19 protein-coding genes and 2 pseudogenes are annotated in these 25,597 nt (G+C 71.5%); 14 read left to right on the forward strand and 7 right to left on the reverse strand.

Going from position 1 to position 25,597, the window contains the following annotated elements; translation table 11 throughout:
- Positions 1–382 precede the first annotated feature (382 nt).
- The 3 genes from BL254_RS14500 to BL254_RS14510 all read right to left on the reverse strand — a co-directional run bounded on the left by BL254_RS14500 (position 383) and on the right by BL254_RS14510 (position 2,917).
- Entirely contained in the window at positions 383–2,113 is a 1,731-nt protein-coding gene (locus BL254_RS14500) for an urease subunit alpha (RefSeq protein ID WP_076843559.1), read from the reverse strand.
- Positions 2,110–2,463 (reverse strand): urease subunit beta, encoded by a 354-nt coding sequence (locus BL254_RS14505; protein WP_139342315.1) that lies wholly within the window; start codon positions 2,461–2,463, stop codon positions 2,110–2,112. The genes BL254_RS14500 and BL254_RS14505 overlap by 4 nt, the downstream gene beginning before the upstream one ends.
- A 151-nt stretch (positions 2,464–2,614) precedes the next feature.
- Positions 2,615–2,917, reverse strand: a complete 303-nt coding sequence (locus BL254_RS14510; protein WP_013872664.1) for an urease subunit gamma — start codon at positions 2,915–2,917, stop codon at positions 2,615–2,617.
- Positions 2,918–3,246: 329 nt separating this feature from the next.
- On the opposite strand from BL254_RS14510, the gene BL254_RS29090 reads away from it, so the two are divergent.
- Positions 3,247–4,998, forward strand: a complete 1,752-nt coding sequence (locus BL254_RS29090) for an adenine deaminase C-terminal domain-containing protein (RefSeq protein WP_083731096.1) — start codon at positions 3,247–3,249, stop codon at positions 4,996–4,998.
- Positions 4,999–5,351: 353 nt separating this feature from the next.
- Entirely contained in the window at positions 5,352–5,795 is a 444-nt protein-coding gene (locus BL254_RS14520; RefSeq protein ID WP_139342316.1) for a hypothetical protein, read from the forward strand.
- Positions 5,796–6,317: 522 nt separating this feature from the next.
- On the opposite strand, the gene BL254_RS14525 is transcribed toward BL254_RS14520, so the two are convergent.
- Positions 6,318–7,583 carry a Rieske 2Fe-2S domain-containing protein gene (locus BL254_RS14525; protein ID WP_076843561.1) on the reverse strand — a complete coding sequence of 422 codons (1,266 nt, stop codon included), beginning with the start codon at positions 7,581–7,583 and terminating at the stop codon, positions 6,318–6,320.
- Between the two features lie 648 nt (positions 7,584–8,231).
- Between BL254_RS14525 and BL254_RS14530 the strand changes: the two genes are divergently transcribed.
- The 7 genes from BL254_RS14530 to uraH all read left to right on the forward strand — a co-directional run bounded on the left by BL254_RS14530 (position 8,232) and on the right by uraH (position 16,168).
- Entirely contained in the window at positions 8,232–9,185 is a 954-nt protein-coding gene (locus BL254_RS14530) for a xanthine dehydrogenase family protein subunit M (RefSeq protein WP_083731097.1), read from the forward strand.
- Positions 9,186–9,193: 8 nt separating this feature from the next.
- On the forward strand, positions 9,194–9,808 hold the full coding sequence (locus tag BL254_RS14535) for a (2Fe-2S)-binding protein (protein ID WP_047223425.1): 615 nt from the start codon (positions 9,194–9,196) through the stop codon (positions 9,806–9,808).
- A 348-nt stretch (positions 9,809–10,156) separates the two neighbouring features.
- Positions 10,157–12,559: a xanthine dehydrogenase subunit D gene (gene pucD, locus BL254_RS14545; RefSeq protein WP_076843637.1), complete on the forward strand. Its 2,403-nt coding sequence runs from the start codon at positions 10,157–10,159 to the stop codon at positions 12,557–12,559.
- Positions 12,556–13,920 (forward strand): allantoinase AllB, encoded by a 1,365-nt coding sequence (gene allB / locus BL254_RS14550; protein ID WP_076843562.1) that lies wholly within the window; start codon positions 12,556–12,558, stop codon positions 13,918–13,920. Before pucD ends, allB begins: the two co-directional genes overlap by 4 nt.
- A 178-nt stretch (positions 13,921–14,098) precedes the next feature.
- The gene (locus tag BL254_RS14555; protein WP_076843563.1) at positions 14,099–15,658 is read left to right on the forward strand and encodes an allantoicase; all 1,560 of its coding nucleotides are present in this window, start codon (positions 14,099–14,101) and stop codon (positions 15,656–15,658) included.
- A 10-nt stretch (positions 15,659–15,668) separates the two neighbouring features.
- Complete coding sequence (locus BL254_RS27145) at positions 15,669–15,845, forward strand: hypothetical protein (protein WP_157180495.1); 177 nt, start codon at positions 15,669–15,671, stop codon at positions 15,843–15,845.
- Positions 15,842–16,168: a hydroxyisourate hydrolase gene (gene uraH, locus BL254_RS14560; RefSeq protein WP_047223421.1), complete on the forward strand. Its 327-nt coding sequence runs from the start codon at positions 15,842–15,844 to the stop codon at positions 16,166–16,168. Before BL254_RS27145 ends, uraH begins: the two co-directional genes overlap by 4 nt.
- Positions 16,169–16,306: 138 nt before the next feature.
- On the opposite strand, the gene BL254_RS14565 is transcribed toward uraH, so the two are convergent.
- Positions 16,307–17,587, reverse strand: a complete 1,281-nt coding sequence (locus tag BL254_RS14565; protein WP_076843565.1) for a DUF6986 family protein — start codon at positions 17,585–17,587, stop codon at positions 16,307–16,309.
- Between the two features lie 136 nt (positions 17,588–17,723).
- Between BL254_RS14565 and BL254_RS14570 the strand changes: the two genes are divergently transcribed.
- The 3 genes and pseudogenes from BL254_RS14570 to BL254_RS14580 all read left to right on the forward strand — a co-directional run.
- The gene (locus tag BL254_RS14570) at positions 17,724–18,134 is read left to right on the forward strand and encodes a YidH family protein (RefSeq protein WP_047223419.1); all 411 of its coding nucleotides are present in this window, start codon (positions 17,724–17,726) and stop codon (positions 18,132–18,134) included.
- Positions 18,131–18,511, forward strand: coding sequence for a DUF202 domain-containing protein (locus BL254_RS14575; RefSeq protein WP_047223418.1), 381 nt, complete (start codon positions 18,131–18,133; stop codon positions 18,509–18,511). The genes BL254_RS14570 and BL254_RS14575 overlap by 4 nt, the downstream gene beginning before the upstream one ends.
- Positions 18,512–18,640: 129 nt before the next feature.
- Positions 18,641–19,234: pseudogene (locus BL254_RS14580) on the forward strand (nitrilase-related carbon-nitrogen hydrolase); the annotation flags it as partial.
- 478 nt (positions 19,235–19,712) lie between these two features.
- Here BL254_RS14580 and BL254_RS26115 read toward each other — a convergent pair.
- Positions 19,713–20,174, reverse strand: coding sequence for a hypothetical protein (locus BL254_RS26115; protein ID WP_235433557.1), 462 nt, complete (start codon positions 20,172–20,174; stop codon positions 19,713–19,715).
- Between the two features lie 337 nt (positions 20,175–20,511).
- A pseudogene (locus tag BL254_RS29480) lies at positions 20,512–21,315 on the reverse strand (serine/threonine-protein kinase); the annotation flags it as partial.
- 412 nt (positions 21,316–21,727) lie between these two features.
- Between BL254_RS29480 and BL254_RS14595 the strand changes: the two are divergent.
- Both BL254_RS14595 and BL254_RS14600 read left to right on the forward strand, forming a co-directional pair.
- Entirely contained in the window at positions 21,728–22,981 is a 1,254-nt protein-coding gene (locus tag BL254_RS14595; RefSeq protein ID WP_076843570.1) for an ATP-binding protein, read from the forward strand.
- 550 nt (positions 22,982–23,531) lie between these two features.
- The gene (locus BL254_RS14600) at positions 23,532–25,595 is read left to right on the forward strand and encodes a hypothetical protein (protein WP_139342318.1); all 2,064 of its coding nucleotides are present in this window, start codon (positions 23,532–23,534) and stop codon (positions 25,593–25,595) included.
- Positions 25,596–25,597: the final 2 nt, after the last annotated feature.

Genomic DNA, 25,597 nt, shown 5'->3' on the forward strand with positions numbered 1-25,597 from the left:
ATATCACCCGATGTCATCACTCACAGTGCCCATCCCGCCGGACCCCGAGGGCCCGGCGTGTCGGGCCGGAAACACCGATCTTGAAACAGTCCCCATCCGGAACGGACTGGTACGAGATTGCCGGCACCGGGCGCTCGGCGACATGCTCGACCGGCTCGCCGCCGAGCGGGGTGCGCTCGACACCGTCGAGGACCAGGAAGAAATCGCGAGGTTCGTGCGTCTGCTGGGTGGCATGAGCGATAGCACGGGCGGCGGCGACGGCCCGACTTCGACTGTAGCTCCAGGCAGCGCGGACGGTGCGGCGCGGCGGGGGCGTCGGCGGGATGGGCGTGGTCGGAGCTGATGCTCGAAGCCGGAACAGGGCTCAGAACCGGGAGAGGAATCAGAAGAGGAAGTAGCGCTGGGCCATGGGGAGTTCGGCTACTGGGGCGGGTTCGACCGGGGTGCCGTCGATGGTGACGGTGAATGTTTCCGGGTCGACGTGGATGTCGGGGGTGGCGGTGTTCTCCGGCAGGTCCGCCTTGCCGCGGCGGCGGACGTCGGCGACCGCGACCATCGGTTTGGCCAGGCCGAGCCGCGCCGGCAGGCCGGCGTCGAGGGCTGCGGGGGCGACGAACGACAGCGACGACGACGCCGCCGGGCCCGCCGCCGCCCCCCACATCGGGCGCGGCAGCACCGGCTGCGGGGTGGGGATGGAGGCGTTCGCGTCGCCCATCGCCGCCCAGGCCACGAACCCGCCCTTGATGACGACGGCCGGCCGGACGCCGAAGAACGCCGGGTCGTAGAGCACCAGGTCGGCGAGCTTGCCCGGCTCCACCGAGCCGATCTCGGCGTCCAGGCCGTGCGCGACGGCCGGGCAGATCGTGTACTTGGCGACGTACCGGCGGGCGCGGGCGTTGTCGGCGCGGCCGTCCCCGGGCAGTGGGCCGCGCCTGGCCCTCATCACGTGCGCGGTCTGCCAGGTGCGCAGCACGACCTCGCCGATGCGTCCCATGGCCTGCGAGTCCGAACCGATCATCGAGATGGCGCCGAGGTCGTGCAGGACGTCCTCGGCGGCGATCGTGGACGGCCGGATGCGGCTTTCGGCGAAGGCCAGGTCCTCGGGCACGCTCGGGTTCAGATGGTGGCAGACCATGAGCATGTCGAGGTGTTCGTCGAGGGTGTTGACGGTGTGCGGGCGGGTCGGGTTCGTCGAGCTCGGCAGGACGTTCGCCGCCGCGGCCACGGTGATGATGTCCGGGGCGTGCCCGCCGCCGGCACCCTCGGTGTGGTAGGCGTGGATGGCCCGGCCGGCGATCGCGGCCAGGGTGTCCTCGACGAAACCGGCCTCGTTGAGGGTGTCGGAGTGCAGCGCGACCTGCACCCCGGAGGCGTCCGCGACCCGCAGGCAGGCGTCGATCGCCGCCGGTGTGGAGCCCCAGTCCTCGTGCAGTTTGAAGCCGGCGGCGCCGGCGCGCAGCTGCTCCCACAGGGCGTCCTCGCCGACGGTGTTGCCCTTGCCGAGCAGGACGACGTTGACCGGCAGCGCGTCCATCGCGGACAGCATCCGGGCGAGGTTCCACGGCCCGGGGGTGACGGTGGTGGCCTTGGTGCCCTCGGCGGGGCCTGTCCCGCCGCCGATCAGGGTGGTGATGCCGGCGCCGAGGGCTTCGGGGACCTGCTGCGGGCAGATGAGGTGGACGTGGCAGTCCACCGCCCCCGCGGTGAGGATCTTCCCGTTGCCGGCGAGGATCTCCGTGCCCGGCCCGATGACCAGATCGGGGTGGACACCGTCCATGATGTCGGGGTTGCCGGCCTTGCCGAGCGCGACGATCCGCCCGTCGCGGATGCCGACGTCGGCCTTGACGACACCCCAGTGGTCGAGGACGACCGCGCCGGTGATGACCAGGTCCGGGACACCTTCGGCGCGCGACGCCCGGGCCTGCCCCATGGACTCCCGGATCACCTTGCCGCCGCCGAACACCGCCTCGTCGCCGGTGCCGGCACCGGCCGGCCCGCGGCTGCGGTCCTCGGTGACCTCGATGAACAGGTCGGTGTCGGCGAGGCGGATGCGGTCACCGACGGTCGGCCCGTACAGGTCGGCGTAGCGGGCCCGGTCGAGGTGGCGGCTCACGGGCGTGCCCCCTGGCGGGCGGGGTCGTCCAGCGGGCCGGCCGATTCGGGGCGCAGGCCGGGCACCAGCCGCCGGCCACCCAGCGGGACGAGGTCCACCTCGCGTTCGACGCCCGGCTCGAACCGGACGGCGGTGCCGGCCGGAACGGCCAGCCGGTGCCCCCAGGCGGTGTCGCGGTCGAACTGGAGAGCGGGGTTGGCGGCGGCGAAATGGTAGTGCGACCCGACCTGCACAGGACGGTCGCCGACGTTGCGCACACGCAGCGTCAGCACCGGCCGTCCCGGGTTGATCTCCACCGGGTCGTCGTCGTGCCGGATCTCGCCCGGCCGGATGCCGGTGCCCGCACTCATCGGACCGGCCCGCTCACCGAAGGTCCCGGAGGATGCCCCGGCCTTCGGACCGGGGAGGAATCCGGCCTCCCGCGGAGCGAACCGCGAACCTCGACAACGCGAACCCGCTTTCGTGTAGCTGGAATCCCCCGCGTTCACGCGGGGGAGGACGTCAGGGGATCGGCTCGTGGACGGTGACCAGCTTGGTGCCGTCCGGGAAGGTCGCCTCGACCTGGATCTCGCGAAGCATCTCGGGGACGCCGTCCATGACGTCCTCGCGGGTGAGCACGGTCCGTCCGGCGGACATCAGGTCGGCGACGCCGCGGCCGTCCCGGGCGCCTTCGAGCAGGAACGACGTGATGACGGCGGTCGCCTCCGGATGGTTCAGCCGCAGGCCGCGGGCCCGCCGTTCACGGGCGAGCCCGGCTGCCACGTGGATGAGCAGCCGTTCCTGTTCGTGCGGGCTGAGCAGCACGGTGGCGAAGTCTAGCGGTCACGGGTACGTCACGGCCACGCCGTGCCGCTCGGACGCGTCTCCGGGGTGCGTCGTCGTGATGTCCGGGATCTCTTGAAAAGCCCACTTTTGTGACTATCAGCGCCGAATCTGTGACGGCCACGTTAAAAGACGCTGGTTTGCGGGCGCCGCCGCGGATGTGGCGGCACAGTATGCGGCTATGCCGCGTCCGCGTACCCGGTGCGGGGCTGCGGGGCCGCGCCAGGGCGTAACGTACGTCACATTGCCGAGCGACTTCTTAGCGCAGGGTCATGCTCCATCCTCGTCCAAACGGTGTCTGCGGAGGGTTCATGACCACCGAGCGTGACCGCCAACAGGGGTGGTCCGCGCGCGGACCCGAACCGGTGACCTGTCTGCCGGAAAGGCCCTYGGCCGAGCACGGCCACCGGCCGCGGCGCGCGGCTGTCCCCGGCGCTGCCGGTCTCGCCCCGAGCGCGGCGGAACTCCAGCGCCTGCGCAGGGTCGCGGACGGTCAGGAGGAGGCGGACCTGATCGTCCATGGCGGCACGCTGGTTGTCGTCCACACCGGTGAGCTCCAGCGCCGTGACCTGCTGATCGTCGGACGGTTCATCGCCGCGGTGACGCAGCCCGGGGCGTTGGGGGCCCGCCGGGCGCTGGACGCGTCCGGCCGCTATCTCCTGCCCGCCTACGTCGACGAGCGCATCCGGGTCGAACAGACCCTGCTGACCCCCGGTGAACTCGCCCGCGTCGTCGTACCCCGGGGAACGGTCACCCTGCTGGCGGACACCAGCGGGTTGACCGGGTTGTACGGGCCGCGCGGCGGACAGCTCRCCACTGCCACCCGCACCCCGGCACGCCTGCTGGAAACACTGCCCGTGACATCGGCCGTACCGCCCATGCCTACGGGGAGGACGACGATGGTGCCGCGGCAGCCGGGTTCCTTACCCGCATCCGCCGGGGGAACATCACTGGACGTCACCGGCATGGCCGGGACGCTCCCCGTGGGGCCCGAGCCCGCCGAGCCCGGCGGGCTCGTCGAGGCCGGGCCCGTATCAGGGCCAGTATCCGCGCCGGGGCCCATGTCCGGCTCCGGGCCGGCATCGGCGTCGGCGGGCCCGCCGGTCGGGCGAACCGCTGACGACGGCACCTGGGAGGCTCTGCTGGACGCCGCCGGCGGGCGCACGGTCATCGATCTTGCCGTGCACGGCCATCTCGACCGGGACGTCCGCCGGGCGGTCGCGGCGGGCATGGCCCCGATGACCGCCGTCCGCATGGCCACCCTTGCCCCGGCCCGCCGCCACGGCCTGGACCATCTGCTCGGGTCGCTCACACCGGCGCGTCTGGCCGACATCCAGATCGTCAGCGAGATCGCCGGATGCCAGCCGCCGGAGGTCGTGCTCTCCGGCGGGCGGCTGGCCGCGGAGCGGGGCCGCCCGCTGTTCGACAACCTTGACGTCGTCCCCGCCTGGGCTCGGGAGCGGCTGTCGCTGCCCGCCGGCCTGCACAGCGGGTCGTTCACCGTGCCGGCGGCGTCCGTCGGCCCCGCCGGTCGGGGCGTGAACGCGGTCGAGGTACTCCTCGCGCAGAGTGATTTTCCGGGTGTTGAAAGTGTCACGGTGCGGCCGGTCGCCGTCGATGGCGCCACCGGTAGCGTTGAAGCGGATCCAAAGCATGATCTTTTGAAGGTGGCCCTTGTCACCTGCCGCGTGCATCGGGACCGGCCCGCCGGGATACGGGTCGGGCTCATCCGCGGGATCGGCCTGCGCCAGGGCGCGATCGGGATGACCACGAGCGTGGCACCCGGTGACCTGGCCATCATCGGGGTCGGCGACCACGACATGATGACGGCCGCCCGGGCGCTGGAGGGGATGGGCGGCGGTTTCGTGGTGGTCGACCGTGGCTGGGTACTGGCGGCCTGCCCGCTGCCGGTGGCCGGCGTGATGAGCGACGCCCCCTGGGACGCCGTGCACGACCAGTTGGACGGCGTCAACGCGGCCGCCGCGGCACTCGGTTGCACGCTCGCCGCACCGTTCCTCACCCTCGCGTCGTTGGGCCAGCGGCTCTGCCACCCGCTCTCCTGACGGAACGTTCACCCGCTCTCCCGGCGAAACGTCCGCCTGCCCTTCCGGCGGAACGGTCTGCCCGCATCCCCCGCGACGTCCGGCACGTCAGGCAGGTCATAGCTTTGGCGGGTCCAGCCGTGATGAGGGCCATGGGCCCCGCGGGCCGACACATGTGTGGGACGCACGGGCAGCGCATCCGTGCGTGGAGGATCTGAGAGTGGGAGATCTGACGCGTTTGACGACTGCGACAGGCGAGGACGTCGCGGTTCCGTACCGCCCGTACCGCGACGGCCGGAGCCGGTGTCGGCCTGACACTTCTGCTCGGTGCGTGTGGTGGATCCACGTCGTCGTCCTCCGTGGAGGCCGAGCCGGTGACAGCGGTCGAGGCCGCGCCAAGCATTGCGCCCGTCGATCTGCCAACCGATCTGGCAACCGATCTGGCACTGCCGTCGCGGACGGCTCCTCCGGCGGTGGAGACGGCGGCTCCCCAGGTCGCCACGACCGCGACGGCGGGAGTGGAGGCCCTGAAGGGCACGGTCGTCCCCGCGGGCTTTCCGTTCCCGAGGGGAGCTGTCCCCACGGTCTCGGTGTCCAAGCCCCAACGCGCGACGATTTCGCTGCGTGACGTGACACCCACTGCGGCGGTCCAGTTCTACCGACAGGCGCTGCCCGCCGCCGGCTACAAGTTCCTGCAGCAGGGCGGCTCGGACGRCAGGACGAAGCTCACCTTCGAGGGAAAGGGCCAGGGCATCCAGCTCCTCGCGGGCGGTGACGGCAGTCCGGATCTTGTCCTGCTCCTCTTCGACAACCTGTAACAGCGGAATGCGTAGGTGGAAAATGCTGCTGTAACAACGGTTTCCACCTACGGACGCGGAAGCTGTAGGTGGAAACCGTTGTGGTGGTGATGGTTTCCACCTACGGCTTCCGCTGTAGGAGTGCCACGAGCTGACCGTTGCGGTGGCGGCATGATCCCGCAGAGCGCGGTCCCGGCGAGAAGGACGTTGCCGGGGAGAAGATCCAACCTCGGTCGCAGTGTTCTTTTCAGGGGTCCCGGGCAGTTGTCGTAACCACCGTGGTTGTTGTGGCGACCACTGGTCGCGGAGCCGTGGGCGCCTGGTTTGAGCTGGCATTTCGTGCCGCTGACCGCCGATTTGGAAAGGCGGCGGCCAGCAGCGGTGCGCACGGGTCAAAAGGTGGGATGGGTGTAGGCGGCCGCGGGGCGGATGGGAAGGCAGCGGATGGGAGGATAGCGGTACCAGGATTCCGGTCGTCCTTGTGTATGTGCGTTCATACGTGCCGGAGAGGTYGGAGAGGTCGGGCGGGCCGGGTTGGGGAGATCAGGGGCGGGAACCTGCCCTCGCGCGACGGGCGTAGCGGAGGATGCCGCCGGGCCGGTCGCGCGCTGGAGCCCGCTGGGTCCGTTCAGCCAGCGCGGCCAGCGTGGACAGCGCCCGCCGCAACGCGATCCCGACGGTATCCGCGTTCGCCTGGGCGTCACCGAGCGCGCCGCCCGTGGGCATGTCGGCATCCGTGCCGGTGCTGTCGGTGGCGCCGGTGGCGCCGCGGTCGGTGGTTGCCAGAGGCAGGCCRTCCAGTGGGTGTCTTTCCCGCGCGGCGAGGTGCAGATCCATGATCATTTGCTCGGCGCGCGCGGCCGCGGCCAACCGGTCGGGGCTCCCTGTGCAGTCGTTGCGGAACAGGCGGGCATAGATGCGGGTGGACGTGGCGTCCTCGGGCTGCAGGCAGAAGAAGATCGTGCTGGTGATCCCGGTGTCGGGCCAGCGCAGGACCAGGCGGAGCTGGAACGGTGGCCGGTAGACACAGGTCGACAGGTGACGGCGCCCGCTCCACGGCCGCGGGCCAGCCGTCGTCGTCACCGGCTCCGCGGAATTGGTGACTGTCTGCTCCATCCGCAGGCGGAATCCATTGCCATCGGTAGTGATGTCACGGCGAAAAGTGATTGTTTGTTCGCCTGTGCCGCCCGCGCCCGCGCGGATCGGGCCGGTGCGGACCGGGTCGGCGCAGACCAGACTCGGATGGACGAACGGCAGGTTCGCCGCATCGAGGAGATCGTCGGTGAGCACACCCGCGCATGCCCGGCTCCGGCTGACGTCCAGCCATCGGGAGACGAAGGTGGGGTTGTCCGTCTCGGGCAGGTCGATGATGTCCGCGAACGGTTCCGCGGGGGCGATCCAGATCAGCCCGTGGCGTTCGGTGGCGCCCCACGCCGAGGTGGCCCGGGCGCGTTCCGACCGGGAGACGTCCGAGCCGGACATGGGCTCCGAGCCGGACATGGGCTCCGAGCCGGGCGCGGGCTGCGGGCCGGGCGCGTGCTGCGGGCCGGGCATGGCCGTGCATGCGCCGGACGCGACGAAACGCCAGCCGTGGTAGGCGCAGACCCGCCGGGGGCCGTCGACACGGCCGGCCGCCGGCGGCGTCAGCAGATACGGACAGCGGTCGGCAAGGGCCATCACCCGGTTGTCGAGGCGGGCGATCACCCATGGTTCGCCGAGGAGCCGTACGGATACCGGCTCGTCACCGATGTCCGACGACCGCGCGACCGGATGCCAACCGTGTCGCAGCGAAGGATCCGTGTTCGTCATTCGTGGGCGGACGTCGACCACCTCCTGGGAGAAGGGGCTGCCGGGGCGGGGGCGCCGGCCGTGGGCGCGGGTCGCAGGCCAGGTGCTGGTTCGACCTGGTCCGGTCCGCGGCCCGGTGACGAGTTCGGTAAAAGCGTTCTTCGAATGTGTTGATTGAAGTGAGCCGTTGTTTCGGTTTCGCGTCCCGGGTGTGACGCAAGGTGATGCGTGATCGATATCTCACTGTGTTCCGTCACCGTGTTCCCGGGGCTGCCCGGCCGTGGCTCCGGGCCAGGGGCCCGTACCGCCGAAAATTGTGTGATCATGATGTCTCCGTGTTCGGGGAACCTGTGAGCGCCGTCGTGAGAACGCTCCCCTTTTCGGGTAATACCGGACGTCGCCGTACCGGGCAGCTATGATTCCCGCCGCGGACGTATCGTGCCCAATACGGATGAGTACGGTTGCGATCCGGCACTGTCGGTTTTCGCCGGACGGCTTCTGTCAGTGGCCGGCTGGAGAACCCTGCGTGTCGCCGATAGTGAACATGCGTGTAACCTCGGAGTACTATCGTCGGCTGTCATGTGGGGTTGCGCGCGACCGACCGTCTTCCCTGCCGCCATACCTGCCAGCGGGTTTCCGTGTCGCGCGGACGTTCCCACGGCATCTCCCATGATTACCACCGCGGACGGCACGATCGGCGCTCAGACCGCCCGCCCGGCCGACCATCCGGTGCTCGGTGCGGCTGGCCTGGCCAGCCCGGCCAGCCTGTACCGGCCGCTGACGGTGGCCGACACCGTCGAGATCCTCGCCGACGGCGCGGCGGACCTGCTCGCGGGCGGTACCGACCTGGTCCCCGCGCTGCGGACCGGCCGCCGCCGGCCGCGACGGATCATCGCCCTGCGCCGGGTCCTGGAGCTGCGCACCCGGGGCGCCAGCGCCGACGGGCTCATCATCGGTGCCGGTGTCACCTACCAGGACCTGGCCGGCTGGTCGCTGTCGCCCGGTCTCGCGGCCACCGCGCGGGTCGTCGGATCACCGCAGATACGCAACCTGGGCACGGTCGGCGGAGCGCTCGGCACGGCCGATCCGCGCGGGGATCTGCTGACCTTCCTCAGCGCCGCCGACGCCGAGGTCGTCCTGCGCAGCGTGCACGGCGCGCGGACGGTGACCGTTCCGTCCTATCTGGCCGAGGGGCGTGACCCGACCGAGCTGATCACAGCGGTCCGGCTGCCGCGGCCGTGCGGTCCCCAGGCCTACCTCAAGGTCGGCGCGCGGCAGGCCGCCTCGGCGGCGGTCGTCTCGTGCGCGCTGGTCGTCGACCGGGTGCGGGAGCGGGTCGCGTGCGCGATCGGTGGGGTGGCCGGCCGGCCGGTCCGCCCGGTCGCCGCGGAGGACTTCGTCCGCGCGGGGGTCGACTGGGCGACGGGTACGGCTCCCCCCGACGTGGTCGCGGGCTTCGGCGAGCTTGTCACCGAGGCCGTTCGCGCCGTGGAGGATCCGCTTCCTGACGACCCGCGGGCGTCGGTGGCCTACCGCCGGCACGCCGCCGGAGTGCTGGCGGCGCGCGCCGCCGGACGCTGCCTGTCCGGTCCGTCGCCGGTCCGGTCCGCGGGCGGACGGTGAGCGCGCCCATGAGCGAGCCCGCCTACCGGAACGTCTCGGTTGATGAGGACCCGGCGTGCCCGTCGCACGATGCCGGGCCGCGGGTGTCCTACCAGCTCCACATCGACGGTGGCGTGCGGGAGGTGGCCGGCGCCTGGTTCGGGGAGTCCCTGCTGCGTGTGCTGCGTGACCACCTGGGCGTGCTGTCGGTCAAGGACGCCTGTGAGCAGGGCCGGTGTGGCTCCTGCTCGGTCCTGATGGACGGCCGGCTGGTGACGAGCTGCACGGTTCTTGCCGCGGACGCCGCCGACGCCCAGGTCACGACCGTGGCCGGGCTGGGTGTGGGCGGGCCGGCGCGGGCGGTGCAGGCTGCCTTCCTCGCCCACGGGGCTGTCCAGTGCGGCTTCTGCACGCCAGGATTCGTCGTCGCCGTCACCGACCTGCTGGCCCGGCGTCCCGACGCCGACGAGGACGAGATCCGCGAGTCGCTGGCCGGCAACATCTGCCGGTGCACCGGCTACGGGCGGATCATCGCCGCGATCCGGTCGGTCCAGGAAGCCCGCCGGCGACCGGGAGACACCCGCTGGCGGCCGGGAACAGGCCAGCGGCCGGGAACGGACCAGCGGCAGGGGACAGGCCGGTGACCGGGGACGGGCCAGCGACCGGGAACCCGCCGCCAGCTCGGGACGGGTTGGCGATCGGGAACGGATCCGCGCCCGGAGACCGGCCCGCGGCCCACAACGGGCTGGCCGCCATACACGGGCTGGCTGCCGTACACGGGCTGGCCGCTGTACACGGGCCGGTGGCCGCGCACGGGCCGGCGGGCGGCGCGGAAGATCGGAACGATGATGAACCCGTGTCCGCCCGCTGACCACGTCGACCGGATGGTCACCGACCGGACGCCGTCCGGCGCGGTATCCGTTGATCGAACATCCGCTGGCCAGGCGTCCGTCGACCAGGCGTCCAGCAACCAGGCAGCCAGCGATCAGGGGATGGGGATCGGGGCGTCCGTGCCACGCCCGGACGGGCCGGCCAAGGTCAGTGGTACCTTCCCGTACGCCGGTGATCTTGGTCTGTCGGGGATGCTGCACGCGCGGACGCTGCGCAGCCCCCATCCACGGGCCCGCATCCGCCGGATCACCACCGCCGCGGCCCGCCGGATGCCCGGGGTGGCGGCGGTCGTGACCGCGGCGGACGTGCCGGGCCGGGCCACCTACGGCCTGATCGTCGCCGACCAGCCGGTGTTCGCCGCCGACGTCGTGCGCTATCAGGGCGAACCGGTGGCGGCGGTGGCGGCGGTGGACGCCCGGACCGCCACGGCGGCGCTGGCCGCGATCGAGGTCGACTACGAGCCGCTGCCACCCTGGACCGACCCCGAGCGGATCGTGGCCGCCGCCCGCGGCCCCGGATCGCCGTCTCCCGCCGGATCGCTGTGTGCCGGAGGGCCGCCGTGCCCGGACGGGCTGGCGGGTCCTGGCGCGTTCGAGTTGCTGCATCCCGACGGGAACGTCTTCCGCGAGATCCATCTTCGCCACGGCGACCCGGCGGCCCGCGGCGCGGTCAGCGTCACCGACTCCTACGTCGTGGGCATGCAGGACCAGGCGTTCCTCGGCTGCGAGGCCGCGCTGGCCGTGCCGACGGCCGACGGCGGCGTCGACCTGCGGGTGGCGACGCAGTGGCTGCACTCCGACCGCGAGCAGGTCGCGGCCTGCCTGGGCCTTGCCGAGCACCGGGTGCGGCTGGCCCTCGCCGGTGTCGGCGGGGCCTTCGGCGGACGCGAGGACATCACGCTCCAGATCCACGGCGCGCTGCTCGCGCTGGTCACCGGCAGCCCCGTGCGGATCGCCTACGACCGGGTCGAGTCGTTCCTCGGCCATCCGCACCGGCATCCGGCCCGGATGTGGTTCCGGCACACCGCCTCCCGGGACGGGCTGCTGGTCAGCGTCCAGGCACGTCTGATCCTGGATGGTGGGGCGTACGCGTCGTCGTCCCCGGCGGTGCTGACCAACGCGGTCACGCACGCCGCCGGGCCCTACCGGGTGCCCAACGCGGTGCTGGACGGCTGGGTGGTCCGCACGAACAACCCGCCGTGCGGGGCGATGCGCGGTTTCGGTGTCCCCCAGGTGGCCATCGGGCATGAGGCGCAGATGGACCGGCTAGCCGACGCCCTCGGCATCGACCCGGTGGAGCTGCGCCGGTGCAACGCGCTCGAACCGGGTGACGTGCTGCCCACCGGGCAGGTCGTGCCCGATCCGCTGCCGCTGCGGGAGATGATCGACGTGCTCGCGGCCCGGCCGCTGCCACCGCCGGTCTCCGCGCGGACGCCGGTGACGTCGCTGCCCGGCGGGCGCCTTGCCGCGGCCGACCCGGCCCGCGTCCGCCGTGGGGTCGGCTATGCGGTGGCGTACAAGAACCTGCTGTTCTCCGAGGGGTTCGACGACTACGCCACCGCCCGGGTGCGCCTGGAGACCGGGCCGGACGGCACGCCCCGGGCTGTCGTGCACAGCGCGTGCGCCGAGGTCGGCCAGGGCTTCGTGACGATCGCCGGGCAGATCGTCCGCACCGAGCTCGGCGTGGACGAGGTGGTGCTCGCCCCGGCGGACACCACCGCCGGCAGCGCCGGGTCGACCAGCGCGTCCCGCCAGACGTGGATGAGCGGCGGTGCCGTGCGCGCCGCCGCGGCCACGGTCGCCGACCGGCTGCTGGCCCGGGTGGCCCGCCGGCTCGGTCTGCCCGACGACGTCGCCGCGGTGCCGCGGCGACTGCTGACGCTGGCCGGCGGTGAGATTGTCGCCGGCGAGGCCGGGGTGCGCATGACGCTCGCGGACGCGCTCGCCGACGGGCCGGTCGAGGCGGTGGAGGTCTTCCGCCACCGGCGCACCCAGCCGCTGGACGCCGACGGCCAGGGCGACGTGCACGTGGCGTTCGCCGCGGCGGCGCACCGCGCGGTCGTCGACGTCGACGTCGACCTGGGGCTGGTGCGGGTGGTGTCGATGGCGCTGGTCCAGGATGTCGGCACGGTGCTCAACCCGCTGTCGCTGCGCGGGCAGGTCGAGGGCGGCACGGCGCAGGGGCTCGGGCTCGCGCTCATGGAGGAGCTGGTGGTGCGGGACGGGGTGGTGCGCAACCCGACGTTCCACGACTACGTGCTGCCGAGCTCGGCCGACGTCCCGGAGCTGGACTTCGTCGCGTTGAGCCATCCGCAGCCGGGGGCGCCCTACGGGGTGAAGGGGGTGGGCGAGGCGCCCACCTGTTCGGCGACGCCGGCCGTGGTGGCGGCGGTGCGCGACGCGGTCGGCCGGGACCTGCGCCGGGTGCCGATCCGCCCGCAGGACCTGCTGGGCCTCGACGATCACGAATCTGACGATCCTGAAGATGTCGGTGGTGGCCAATGATCGGGCCGGTCGGGCCGGTCGAGCTGCCGGAACGTCCGGTCGTGCTGTGCTCGTCACGGGTCGTCACCCCGGACGGTGTCCGGCCGGCCGCCGTGCACATCAGGGACGGGCGGATCACCGCCGTCACGCGGCCGGAGGCGGTGCGCGCCACCCCGGGCGTCACCGATCTCGGTGATCTCGCGCTGCTGCCCGGGGCGGTCGACACCCACGTCCACGTCAACGAGCCGGGCCGGACCGAGTGGGAGGGCTTCGCCACCGCCACCCGGGCCGCCGCCGCCGGCGGGGTCACCACGATCATCGACATGCCGCTCAACGCGATCCCGCCGACGACGTCGCTGGCCGCGCTGACCGTGAAGCGGGCCGCCGCGGCCGGCCAGTCATGGGTCGACGTCGGCTTCTGGGGCGGGATCATCGGCGCCGACACGCGCAACCTCGCCGACCTCTCGGCCCTGCACGACGCCGGGGTGTTCGGCTTCAAGGCGTTCCTCGCGCCGTCCGGGGTGGACGAGTTCCCACACGTCGGGATGGACGTGCTCGCCGCCGCCACCGCCCACACCGCCCGGCTCGGCGCGCTGACCGTCGTCCACGCCGAGTCGCCGGCCGTCCTGGACGCGGCGCCGCCTGCCGCCGGCCGGCGGTACGCGCGCTGGCTGGCCGCGCGCCCGCCGGCGGCCGAGACCGAGGCGGTCGCCGGGCTCGCCGCGCTGTCCGCGGCCACCGGCGCCCGCCTGCACGTCCTGCACCTGTCCGCGGCGGCGGCGCTGGACGACGTGCTGACCGCCCGCGACGCCGGAGTCGCGCTGACCGCCGAGACCTGCCCGCACTATCTGACATTCACCGCCGAGGAGGTTCCCGATGGTGCGACTGTGTACAAGTGTGCACCTCCGATCCGGGGGGAGGACAACCGGGAGCGGCTGTGGCAGGGGCTCGCCGCGGGCCTGTTCACCGCGGTGGTGACCGACCACTCGCCGTCCATACCGGAGCTGAAGGCCGTCGACTCCGGCGACTTCGGGCCGGCGTGGGGCGGGATCGCCTCGGTGCAGCTCGGCCTGGCCGCGGTGTGGACGCAGGCCCGCCGCCGCGGCCACGACCTGGCCGACGTGGCCCGCTGGATGTGCACCGGCCCGGCCGACCTGGTCGGGCTGACGCACAAGGGGCGTATCAGCCCGGGGGCGGACGCCGACCTCGCCGTGATCGATCCCGAGGGGTCCTTCGTCGTCGACCCGGCCCGGCTCGCCCACCGCCATCCGCTGACCCCCTACGCGGGCCGGACGCTGGACGGTGTCGTGCGTGCCACCTACCTGCGCGGCAGGCGGGCCGACGGCGACCGGCCGCCGCACGGCAGGTTGCTGTCGCGATGACACCGGCATCCGACCGGGCACCTGATCGTTCAGGCCGTCCGGTTTCGGCGCGTCCGGGTTCCACCCGGGCGTCCGGGTGCCACCCGAACGTCCGAGTTTCCAACGGTGGACGTCCGCCCGCACGGTCGCGGGCGTCCACCGGAGAAAGTCCGCAGAGAATCCGTAGAGAAGAGGATCCGTGGGCGACGCTCCCGATCTGACGAATCTTGTCGACCTTGCCGCGGCCCGGTTCGGCGGGTCGGTGGTGGCCGTCAACGACGAGTTCTTCGCACTCGCCGAACGGATGCTGCTGCCCGAGCCGCCGATCGCCCGGCCAGGGGTGTTCACCGAGCGGGGCGCGTGGACGGACGGCTGGGAGACCCGCCGCCGCCGTGACCTGTACGGCTCGGACTGGGCGATCATCCGGCTCGGCGCGCCCGGCGTGGTGCGCGCGGTGACCGTCGACACCTCCCACTTCACCGGGAACGCCCCGGAGTCGGTGGAGATCCACGGCGCCACCCTCGGTGGCTACCCGTCCGCGGCCGAGGTCGCCGAGGCATCGGTCAGCTGGGTGGCTCTGGTGCCCCGGACACCGGTCCAGGCCGACGCGGTCAACGTCCTGCCGGTCGTGCGGGCCGGCCACACCCGCGTCACGCACCTGCGGCTGACCATCCACCCGGACGGCGGGGTGGCGAGGCTGCGCGTGCACGGCACGGTGATCCCCGACCCGAGGCTGCTCGACCGCGTCACCTCCGACCTGGCCGCGGCCTATCTCGGCGGGGTGGTCATCGCGTGCAGCGACATGYACTACGGCGACCGGCACAACCTCAACGCCTCCGGCGAGGCCCGGGTGATGGGAGAGGGCTGGGAGACCCGCCGCCGCCGCGGCGTGGGCCACGAGTGGGCCGTGGTGCGGCTGGCCACCGCCGGCCAGGTGATCCGGGCGGAGGTCGACACCCGGCACTTCCACGGCAACGCACCCCGGTCGGTGGCCCTGTGGGCGGCGTCCGCCTCCGAACTGTTCGGCAACGACGAGGTCTCGTCGATCGAGAAGATCGCCCGCTGGTACCCGCTGCTGCCGCAGGTGCGGGTGCAGCCCAACACCCGGCACCTGTTCGACCTGGAAGTCCCGGTGGAGGCCACCCACGTGCGGCTGGAGGCGTTCCCCGACGGCGGGCTGGCCCGGCTGCGCCTCATCGGCACCCCGACCCAGACCGGACGCCAGCAGCTGGCGATGCGCTGGTTCAACGCGCTGTCCCCGGGGGCGGCCCACGCCGAGCTGCTGGGCTGCTGCGGCTCGGAGGACTGGGCCGCCGCGGTCGGCGACGGCCGGCCGTACCCGACGCTGGCCGCGCTGCTCGACGCGGCCAGTAAGCACTGGTGGCAGCTCACCGAGGCGGACTGGCTGGAGGCGTTCACCGCGCACCCCCGCATCGGGGAACGCGGCGCCCCGCTGCCCGCGCCGACCACGTCCACCCGGGCCACCCTGGCCGGGATGGACGCCCCGCGCCGGGAACAGGCCGCCCTGGACAACGCGAGCCTGGACCTCAAGGCGGCGCTGGTCGCAGGCAACCAGGAGTACGAGGACCGGTTCGGCTACATCTTCCTGGTGCGTGCCGCCGGCCGCAGCGCCGAGGAGATGCTGGGGCTGTTGCGGGAACGGCTGGGCAACGACCCGGCCACCGAGCTGCGGGTCGCGGCCGGCCAGCAGGCCGAGATCACCGAGCTGAGGCTGCGACGGCTGATCAGCGGCCCGTGACCGGCCGTCCGTGACCATCGGCTCGGACGCCGGCTGCCCGGACGCCGCGTCCGCCGCGGTGCACGCGGATGCCCGGCTGGCCGCACGTCCGAGCCGGGCGCGTGCCTGGGCCGGCCGCGCCACCCGCCGGTACCGCGTTCGGATGAGCGTGGTCGCTGACAGTGGGCCGGGCATGATGCGGGAGTGACTGTTTCCACACATGTGCTCGACACCGCCGCCGGGGAGCCGGCCGAAGGCATCCCGGTCCAGCTCGAACGAATAATCGTAGGCTTCGACGGCGACGTGCGCGGCTGGCGGCCAGTGACGTCCGCTGTGACCGACAGTGACGGGCGGGTTCGGGATCTGCCGGTTGAGGGGCCGGGGGCGTGGCGCCTGGTGTTCGACACCACGTCCCGTTCGACGTTCTTCCCGGAGGTCGTCATCACCTTCGTCGTGACCGACCCCGGGCAGCACCACCACGTCCCCCTGCTGCTGTCCCCCTACGGCTTCTCCGCCTACCGCGGCACCTGAGGCGTTCTATGTCAAAGTTGTTTGACTACTAAGAGTAGTTAATAAATTGAGCATAAACGAGCATTACGAGTTGAGCACCGCGTGTGCGGGCAGACCGCGGGGCGGACGATGTGATCGGATGTTCGTGATCGGATGCGCTCATCCAGATGGTCGGTGGGTTCCCGGTGGGGGCAGGGCGGCAGCGATGATCGTCCCGCGGGTCAGGTCGGTTGCGGCCAGGTCGGCGTCGTCGAGGAGGCCCACGTCCAGTGCCCGTCGGAGATGACCGGCCAACGCGCGGGCGGTCGCGGGCTCGTCGGCGACCGGGCCGGCCRGGCCGTCCGCGGGCGCGGTGCCGGTGCCGGTGCCGGTCCAGCGTGACAGCCGGGCCAGCGCGCCGGGCAGGCCGGTGAGCAGGCAGGACGCCACGGTCGCGTGCCGGGAGACCAGTTGCGCCGGGTGCAGGTCCCAGCCCTGGTAGAGCCCGCGCCGCCAGGCCCGGCGGATCAGCTCAGCGTGCCGCCGCCAGGCCGCGTGGACCGCGGCGCGGTCACCGACCGGCAGCAGGTTGCACGACCCGTCCGCCACCCGTACCCCGGTCCCGGCCGCCGCGAGCTGCATGAACGCGGTGGCGAACTCCACCGACGGATGGTCACTGGCCTGGTGCTCGGCGCTGATCCCCAGCGCCGCCGAGTAGTCGTAGGTGCCCACGTGCAGGCCGGTGAGGCGAGGCCGGCCCGCTGCCACGACCGCCGGCAGCGCCAGCACCGCCGCCGGGGTCTCGACCTGCACCTCCAGTGGTACGGGGGCGAGCCCGAGGCGCCCTTCCAGCTCCGCGAGGACGGCGCCGAACACGCTCACCTGCTGTGGCGCGCTCACCTTCGGCAGGGTGATCACCAGCCCGGGCGGCGCGGCGGCGCTGCCACCCGCGGCGAGCGCGGTCAGGAAAAGATCCAGGCTGCGCAGCCCACGGTCCCGTACGGCCGCGTCCAGCGACTTCGGCCGCAGCCCGTAGGACGCCGGGAGCCGGCCCGCGGCGGCGGCCGCGCGCAGCGCCTCGGCTGCGGCGACGGCGTGGGCGTCCTCCTCGGCGTCGGCGCGGATACCGTACCCGTCCTCGAGATCCACCCGGAGGTCGGCGACCGGCGAGCCGGCGAGCACCCGGCGGACATGGGCGTGGACCCGCCCGGCCAGGGCCGCCGGGACGCCGGTCGTCGTAGCCAGGTCGGATGGTTCGCCGGCGTGCGCGTCGAAGGCGGCCCGGGCGGCGGCGGCCCAGTCGTCGACGACGGTCGCGGTCACCTGGTCGGCCGGCACGTAGCAGGTGTGCACCGGCTGGGAGGTGCCCGGATCCCCGGGGAAGCGGGCGGCCAGTTCGGCGTCCAGCCCGGCGAGCGGCGCGGTCAGAGCAGCGATCACATCCTCCGGCAGCGTCGGCATGCCCCCAGTCTCACCCCGGCCAGCGCCGCTGCGGAGGGCCGACGGCGTACCTGGGCGGCGACGTTTCGACCAGTACGGTGAGGGAGTGGGCGCGGGCGAAGACGGGAATGGGAGCGGTCGCTTACCGTCCCGACGGGTGTGGTCCGCGCGCGCGTGGTGGTGCCGTCCGAGGAATGGGCGCCGGCCGGGGGATGTCGGTCTGGTCGGTCAGGACCCGGACGTCCGCTTCAGTCTCGCCAACGAACGGACGTTCCTCGCGTGGATCCGCACGTCGCTCGCCCTGCTCGCGGGCGGCGTGGCGGTGGTCCAGGTCGTGCCCGAGTTCAGCGTCTCCGGTGCCCGGCATGTTCTGGGCGTACCGCTGATCGTGCTCGGCACTACCGTTGCCGCGACCAGCTACCGACGATGGGTGATCGTCGAACGGGCGATGCGGGAGCGGCGGTCGTTGCCGGTTTCGGGACTGCCCAGGCTGCTCGCTGCCGGCGTGGCACTGGTGAGCGCGACTGCGCTGATCTTTGTGCTGGTCGCCAGCCGAGGGGCACGGTGAGCCCTGCCGACGGCAGCGCCGCCCCGGGCGGCCCCAGGGCCTGCGGCGATCGGCCGATGGTGCCGGACCGTGCCGCGGGGGAGACACAGCCGGAGCGGACCTACCTGGCCTGGCAGCGCACCGGGTTCGCGTTCGTCGGCCTGGGGGCGTTGCTCCTGCACGTCTCCTGCGGCCACGGGAATCGTCCGCTGGGATGGGCCGCTGGCGCGTGGGCGCTCGGCGCTGGAGCGGCGGCGTGGCTGATCGGATCGAGACGCCACCACCGGGGCATGGCCGATGCGGGCAGCCGCCGGGCGAGCCCGGCCGGAGCGCTCCGATGCGTGGCGCTGGCGGCTGTCGTGTCCGGTCTGGCTGCCCTCGCGCTCGTGCTGAGCTGAACCCCGGTCGCGGACGGGAGCCACCGACCTGGCGGGTGACGGCCTGCCGGTGGTCGTTGTCCTCCTCGCGTGACGCGTGGCTGTTGTTGGGTGATGCAGTGGACGCCGCCGTAGGCGAAAATGACCGACGGTGACGACGGACTCGGCTACAACACGGCTGTCGCCGTCGCGCCAGACGGCGCGCTGTTGGCGCGCACCCGCAAGCTGCACATTCCGGTTACGGCCGGCTACTACGAGGACCGTTACTTCCGTGGGGGACCCGCCGGGCCGGCGGCCTATCCGGTCCTCGGCCTGGGAACGGCCCGGTTCGGCTTCCCCACCTGCTGGGACCAGTGGTTTCCGGAGCTGGCCCGCGCCTATTCTCTCGCCGGTGCCGACGTCCTGGTGTATCCCACGGCCATCGGCTCCGAACCGAACCAGCCGGGATTCGACACGCGGCCGCTGTGGCAGCAGGTCATCGTCGGAAACGGCATCGCCAACGGCACCTTCATGGTGGCGGTCAACCGGATCGGCTCGGAAGGCACGCTGACCTTCTACGGCAGTTCGTTCATCTCGGATCCCTACGGCCGAGTTCTCGTGCAGGCTCCCCGCGACGAACCCGCCGTGCTCGTCGCCGACCTCGACCTCGACCAGAGACGTGACTGGCTCGACCTGTTCCCGTTCCTCACCACGCGCCGCCCGGACGCCTACACACCACTGGCCGAGCCCGCCACCCCCCGATAGCACCTGTTCGGCTCCACCCCGGAGCGATGTTTTCGATCTTCCCGCTGAAGAGCAAGGCCCGGCGACGACGGCGAATGGCACGGCCGTCGACCGTCGGCCGCCGTGAATCGCTGGACGCGGGAGCTACCATCAGGCGGAGCACCGGTGAATACGGAACGTGTGCGTATGCGCTGGCAAAACTTGTACTGATAGCCCCGCAGAACATGTACTCATGGGCCCACAGACTGCGCAGTATCGCTATATGCCCACGTCAGGACGCCTGTCTGAACAAGATTCTTCCTGTATTCTCCAGTCCGACGGTTGACTACTATCTGTAGCTATTTGAGGTATCCGGTGGGGCCTGTGACATGCTGCTCGAGATCGCGGGCGTCAGTGTCTACCGGCATCCGCGGTCCGCCGAGATCCTCGACGAACATGACCGTGTTCTACCCCCAGGTTTTGTCCGCGTGCGCTCGGCCCGAGCCGGGCGGCCAAGGCGCTACTGGCCCTTGATCCGACGCACCCGCTGATTGCCAGTGTCGGTGATGTAGAGGGTGCCGGTGCTGTCGACTGCCACCCCGAACGGAGACCCGAACGGAGAGCCGAGTTGGGCTTGGGTGGCTGGTCCGCCGTCTCCGGAGAACCCGGCAACGCCGGTGCCGGCCACTGTCGTGATCAACAGGGAGTCGGATCCGGTTCGCGGCGAGGAGTCGGATCCGGTCCGCAGAACAGCGGTCGTGACGGCGGTGGCAAGCAGCACCATCAGGACGACACCGAGGGCCAGCGGCCGGCGCCTGCGGGGTGGCTGCGGGGTAGCCGTGGGGCGTGGCCCCGCTGGCCCGGTCAGCGCTTCCAGCGGCCCGGCGGGGCCGGTTCCTATCGTGAGCGAGGCCACCAGGGATGGGAGGCGCCGGCGGGCGAGGCAGCGGAACCGCCGGTCGCGGGCTCTTTGTCTCCGCACCGGACAGCACCCGGGCGGTCGGCCGGGATTGGTCGATCGGCGGCGGAAGTGGCTGGTCCGGGAGGCGGGTCGCCGCGTCGCGGATCGCGTCATCGACCCGCAGGATCAGGTTGCTGCGTTTGAGCCAGCCGGGTTTGAATGCCTTTGCGGCGGCCTCGGCGAGGTCGACGGCGAACTCGTGCGCCGACTGATGTCGCGCCTGGATGTCGTCTTCCAGCGCCCGCATGACGACATCCGCCAACGCCTTGTGCACGCCCGTGAGCGGCCCGACCCGCGGGCGTTCGGGCAGCCGGCCGGCGAACAGCCAGTACAGGACCAGCCCGAGGGAATACAGATCCGTACCCGGGCCGAGCGCGGCGAAGTTGCGCTGTTCCGGCGCCATCCAGAACGGCGTCCCGGTCCTACCGAAAGCGGCGGTGTGTTCCAGCAGCTTCGCGATCCCGAAATCGACAATCTTGAGGGTRCCGTCGTCCGCGAGCAGCAGGTTCGCCGGTTTGATGTCACGGTGCAGCATGTGCTTGCCGTGCACATACGCCAACGCGTCCGCGGCCGCCAGCCCGATCCCGCACACCGTCTCCGGCGGAAGAGGACCGTGGACCTTGTCCAGGGCCTTGCCGGAAACAAACTCCATGAACAGCAGGAAGAGGCCGTCGACGTCAAAGGCGTCGAAAATGTTGACCAGGTGCGGATGGTTGAGCTGTGCCAGGACCTTCGCTTCATCGCCGGCGCGCCGATGCCCGTCCGGGCCCTCCAGCGTCACCRCCTTGACCGCGACGAAGCGGTCCAGTCGGCGGTCCAGCACTTTGAACACGTCACCGAACCCGCCACCGCCAAGCCTGTCGTGCAGTTCGTAACGGTCGGGTAACACCCGCTGCACCCGCTGCACGCGGTCACGGTCCACCGGCACGGCCCGCTGCTCCCCTCGCGGCCACGGGAATCCCCGAGGGCGCAGGCCGCCGTCATCCCCCGAATGCGGTAACTGTAGCCAACCGGCCTCTACCCGTGGATTCCAGGACAGCCACCTCGACTCGGCCGTCCAGCCACACGCACGTCCGTGGAAGTGCTCGCTGGATCTCCTGCCGCCTTCTCGGTCGCTCTGCCCGAGCGTCTCGCCGGATGCCGCCGCCCCCCGCCACGTCATGGCCGACACCGAAGCTCGTCATGCTAGCTAACGTGACGTTCGGTGAGGGGTGCCGAGCTTGCGGAGATCGTCGACAGCCTTCGCGCCATCGGTGCGGACATCGCGGATGTAGAGGTGAAGAAGGCACAGGGCGGGCTGCTGAAGTCGCTGCGTGCGACTCCTCTCGGCGCCCAGGCGGCAAGCGGCGCGGTCAGAGCGGCGGTCACATCCTCCGACAGTGTCGDCATGCCTCCAGTTTTCACCCCGGCCCGCTCCCCGCCCACTGCGGGAGCTGCTGTCGAGTGGGGCGCCAGCGGGTGCGGGACGTGTGCGGATGTGCTGGCAGAACTTGTACTGGAAGCCCCGCGGAATATGTACTGATGTGCCCGCAATTTATGTACTGATGGGCCCGCAGACTGTGTAGTGTCGCTGTATGCCAACGTCAAGGTATGTCCCACGGATCGCCGACGGGCGCCTGGCAGGCCTTCTCGCCGAGCTGCCCGCTGTCATGGTCACCGGCCCGCGCGCGGCAGGGAAGACGACGTCCGCCCGGCGAGTCGCCGGAGACATCCTGCGGCTGGACGACCCCGCGGTCGCCGCGGCGGTCGCCGCGGATCCGGACGTGGCGCTGCGCCGCGCCCATGAGCCTGTCCTCCTTGACGAGTGGCAGGAGGTGCCGGCGGTCCTGGGCGCGGTCAAGCGGGCGGTCGATGACGACCCTCGTCCCGGCCGGTTCCTTCTCACAGGTAGCGTCGAAGCCGACTTCACCACGCGCCAGTGGCCCGGRACGGGCCGTGTCGTCCGGCTGGTGCTGCACGGGCTCACCGAACGGGAGATCACCCGCTCCATCGATCAGCCGGGCCTGCTCGATCTGCTGCTGAGCCCGGACATCTCGCGCCTGAGCATCGCCGGCACACCCCCGAGCCTGGACGACTACGTCGACCTCGCGCTGAGGAGTGGCTTCCCCGAAGCCGCGCTGAACCTGAGCGCACCCGCGCGGCTCGCCTGGCTGGACGCCTACGTCGATCATGTCGTCACCCGGGACGTACTCGCGGCGGGGGAACAGCGTGATCCCGTCCGGCTACGTCGTTACCTCGAAGTTCTCGGACTCTCGACAGCAGGGCTCCCCAGCGAGGGCACGCTTTACCAGGCCGCCGACATCAACCAGCGGACCGCGGACGCCTATGACCGGATTCTGACCGCCCTCTACCTGATCGATCTCGTTCCGGCGTGGTCGACGAACCGTCTGAACAGACTGACCAAACGGGCAAAGCGGTACCTGACCGATCCCGCGTTCGCGCTCGCCGCCGCCCKGGTGGACGAGCGGAGTGTTCTGCGTGACGGAGATCTGCTCGGCAGGATGCTCGACACCTTCGTCGTCGCTCAGCTGCGACCGGAGGTGGCCCTTCTCCACCCACGTGCCCGGCTGCACCACCTCCGCTCCCGTGACGGTCAGGAGGTCGATGTCGTCATAGACCTCGGAGGAGGCCAGGTGATCGCGATTGAGATCAAGGCATCCTCGGCGCCGACGGTTCGGGACGCCCGCCACCTCGTGTGGTTCCGTGACCATCTCGGCCAGGGCTTCCGCGCGGGAGTCGTGTTCCACACCGGTCCGATGCCTTTCGAACTCGGCGACCGGATCTGGGCGCTGCCCATCTGTGCCCTGTGGGCGGCCCAAGCGGAATAGCCGGCCCGGCGCCGGCGTGCTCGTGGCCGTGCCCGTGGCCGTGGCCGTGGCCGCGATGTGTTCCGGAAGTCGGATCGTGAACTGATCGGCCGCTCCCGGCGATGCCGCTGAACGTATGGTGGTGAGCGTTCACCTGCCAGGCGGACCTGGGTTTCAATGTCATGGCTCCGCTCATCGGCATCCTTTCTCGGCCGGGAATCCGTGCGGTCGTCCGGGATTTTTGGCGGACGTGTGYCGAGGATGAGTCGAGATGACATGCCCGTCAGGCATCCGGGTGGACCGCTCCGGGGTTCGCTCGGTATGTGGTCAGTTGTACGCTCTGGACCGATGGGCCCAAACCCTGCCCACGCCCTGCCATCACGGATTTTGCTGCCACGGATCCTGGTATCGCAGATCTTGGTATCGCGGGTGCGGCCGGGTTGACCGGTTCGTTCTCCGCGCTTCGTCGGATGGATATGCGCATGTGCCCTGGTGAGATGGTGTCGGCGATCGGCACGGCCGTTCCATGGCGCGTTTCACGCCTGTCCGGCAGCAAACGGCGGGCTGTCCGATGAGCGAGCGAGTGGCCATCTCCCGAAGCCGGGAGGAACCGGTCCGGCGGCTGCTGACGGAGTGCCTGGACCGCTCCGGCGAGGCGCGGAACCGTGACCTGCCGATTGTCCTGCTGCTCGGGCCCCSGGGCATTGGCCGCAGCGCCGTGCTCGACGAGATCGAACGATGGTGCGCGGCTGTGCCGCACGTCCGGCTGAATCTGGGCGGGACGGGACGGCGGCCGGCGCCGGGGCGCGATGTTTCCCCGGCCCGCGAGATTCTGGTCCGGACCGCTTTCGGCCTTGCCGGGAAGGTGCCCGGTTATCGGCGTATCACTTTCGACCGGCTCTACACCTGCCTGCTTGTCCTCGGCAGCGAGCTGGAGCTGAACGATCGTATCCAGACCCTGCACCAGATCACCAGGCTGCTGCGCGACCGGACCTGGGCGGAGCGCAACCGCGACGACATCATCAGGATCGTCAGCCCGGTGCTCGCCTCGTCGGAACTGCCGGATGTGGCGTCCGCCGCGGTGACCGTCCTCGCCTCCATGCAGTGGCGGGCCCGGCTGGGCGGCCGGCGGACCTGGCCCTTTCAACGGGCGGAGCGCTCGCGGCGGACCGCCGAGCCGATCAGCCCGGACGCCCTGGCCGACCTGGTCGCGCTCCGGGACGCCGACGACGAATCGCGCCAGGAGGTGGAACGGCTGCTGGTGAAAATGTTTCTCGCCGATCTGTACGACGCTTTCACCGCCGGCCGGCGGGCCGGCAGCGACCTGTTCAACTGCGTTCTGCTGCTGGACAACGTCCACCATTCCCCCGGCGGCCGGGAGTTCCTTCACCTGCTCGTGGAAGAACGCCATCAACGGGCTTCGGATGGCGCCGGCACCTGCGACCCGCTGGTCGTGATCGTGACCAGCCGGGGGTGGAACCCGGTCCGCGACGGCACCTCGGGGAGCCGGATACGCCCGCTCGACGCGGCGGGTTACGCGAACTGGGCCCGTGGCCGGCGCGCGGACGCGCACGAAGCGGGTTCATGGTGGTATCCGGTGGAGTTACCCGACCTCACGGCGAACGACGTCAGCCTGCTGGTCAGACGCGCCGACCTGCCCGACCGGTGGCGCCGGCTGGCAACGGACCTGCACCGCGTCACCGACGGTCATCCGGGAACGGTCAGCCATGTGCTGCGAGGGTTACGGATCGTCGCCCGCCGTCGTCCACCGGAACCGGCGGAGGAGAACAGCCGCTGYCTGCTGGAGATCGAAAGCGGGGAGCGCAGGCCCGGCGCCGCGCGCCGCACGCTCGGCGGGGATGCTCTGGACCACTGGCTCGCCCCTTTCACGGAGCTTCAGCGGAAGATGCTGGTCACCTGTGCCGCGCCACAGGGTATCGAGCCCAGTTCGATACATGCGGCGCTGGGCCGGACATCCGATATCCAGCATCGGCAGGCTCTGTTACAGAATCTTCAGGAGAACATGTGCACGCGGGAGACCGCCGGCAGGCCGGTGCTCCGCCCGGTGCTGCGGCGCCTGTTGTTGCAGGACCTGCGCGCCCGTCCCGATGACGACCGGGACAGTTGGCGGAATGTCCACCATCGGATGCGGGACCATTACCGGCAGCCCCGACCGGGCGGCGGCCCGGGACATGTGACGGCGACGCTTTACCACGGACTTGCCACTAACGAGCTGACCCCGGTTGTGGAGCATGTACGGGCCGGCCTGGCGGCGATATCGCCCGAAGGGCGGTGGGACGGCCACCGATGGTGGAGAGAGCTGGCCGGGATCACCCGGGCGCCGATGTCGCCGACGGCCGTGGCCGCTCTGGCCACGTCCGATCCCATGGAGGAACTGGGGCCGTGGTGGCGCGGGGGACCGGACGTCCATGTCGCTCGTCTCGTACTGGCCCGTTGGCTGGCCACCGAGCCGTCCGCCCACGAGTCCGTACTTCACGAAGCCCAGATTCCGGGCGCTCTCAACGCGCTGGCCGCGGTTCCGGAATACGAGCATGCCTACAATTTCCTGCTGAACCTGGCGTGGCGGTATCAGCGCGGTGAACGACCGGCCGACCGCACTGACCTGGAGGTGTGATC

Source organism: Protofrankia sp. BMG5.30 (assembly GCF_001983005.1).
GTDB classification, from domain to species: domain Bacteria; phylum Actinomycetota; class Actinomycetes; order Frankiales; family Frankiaceae; genus Protofrankia; species Protofrankia coriariae.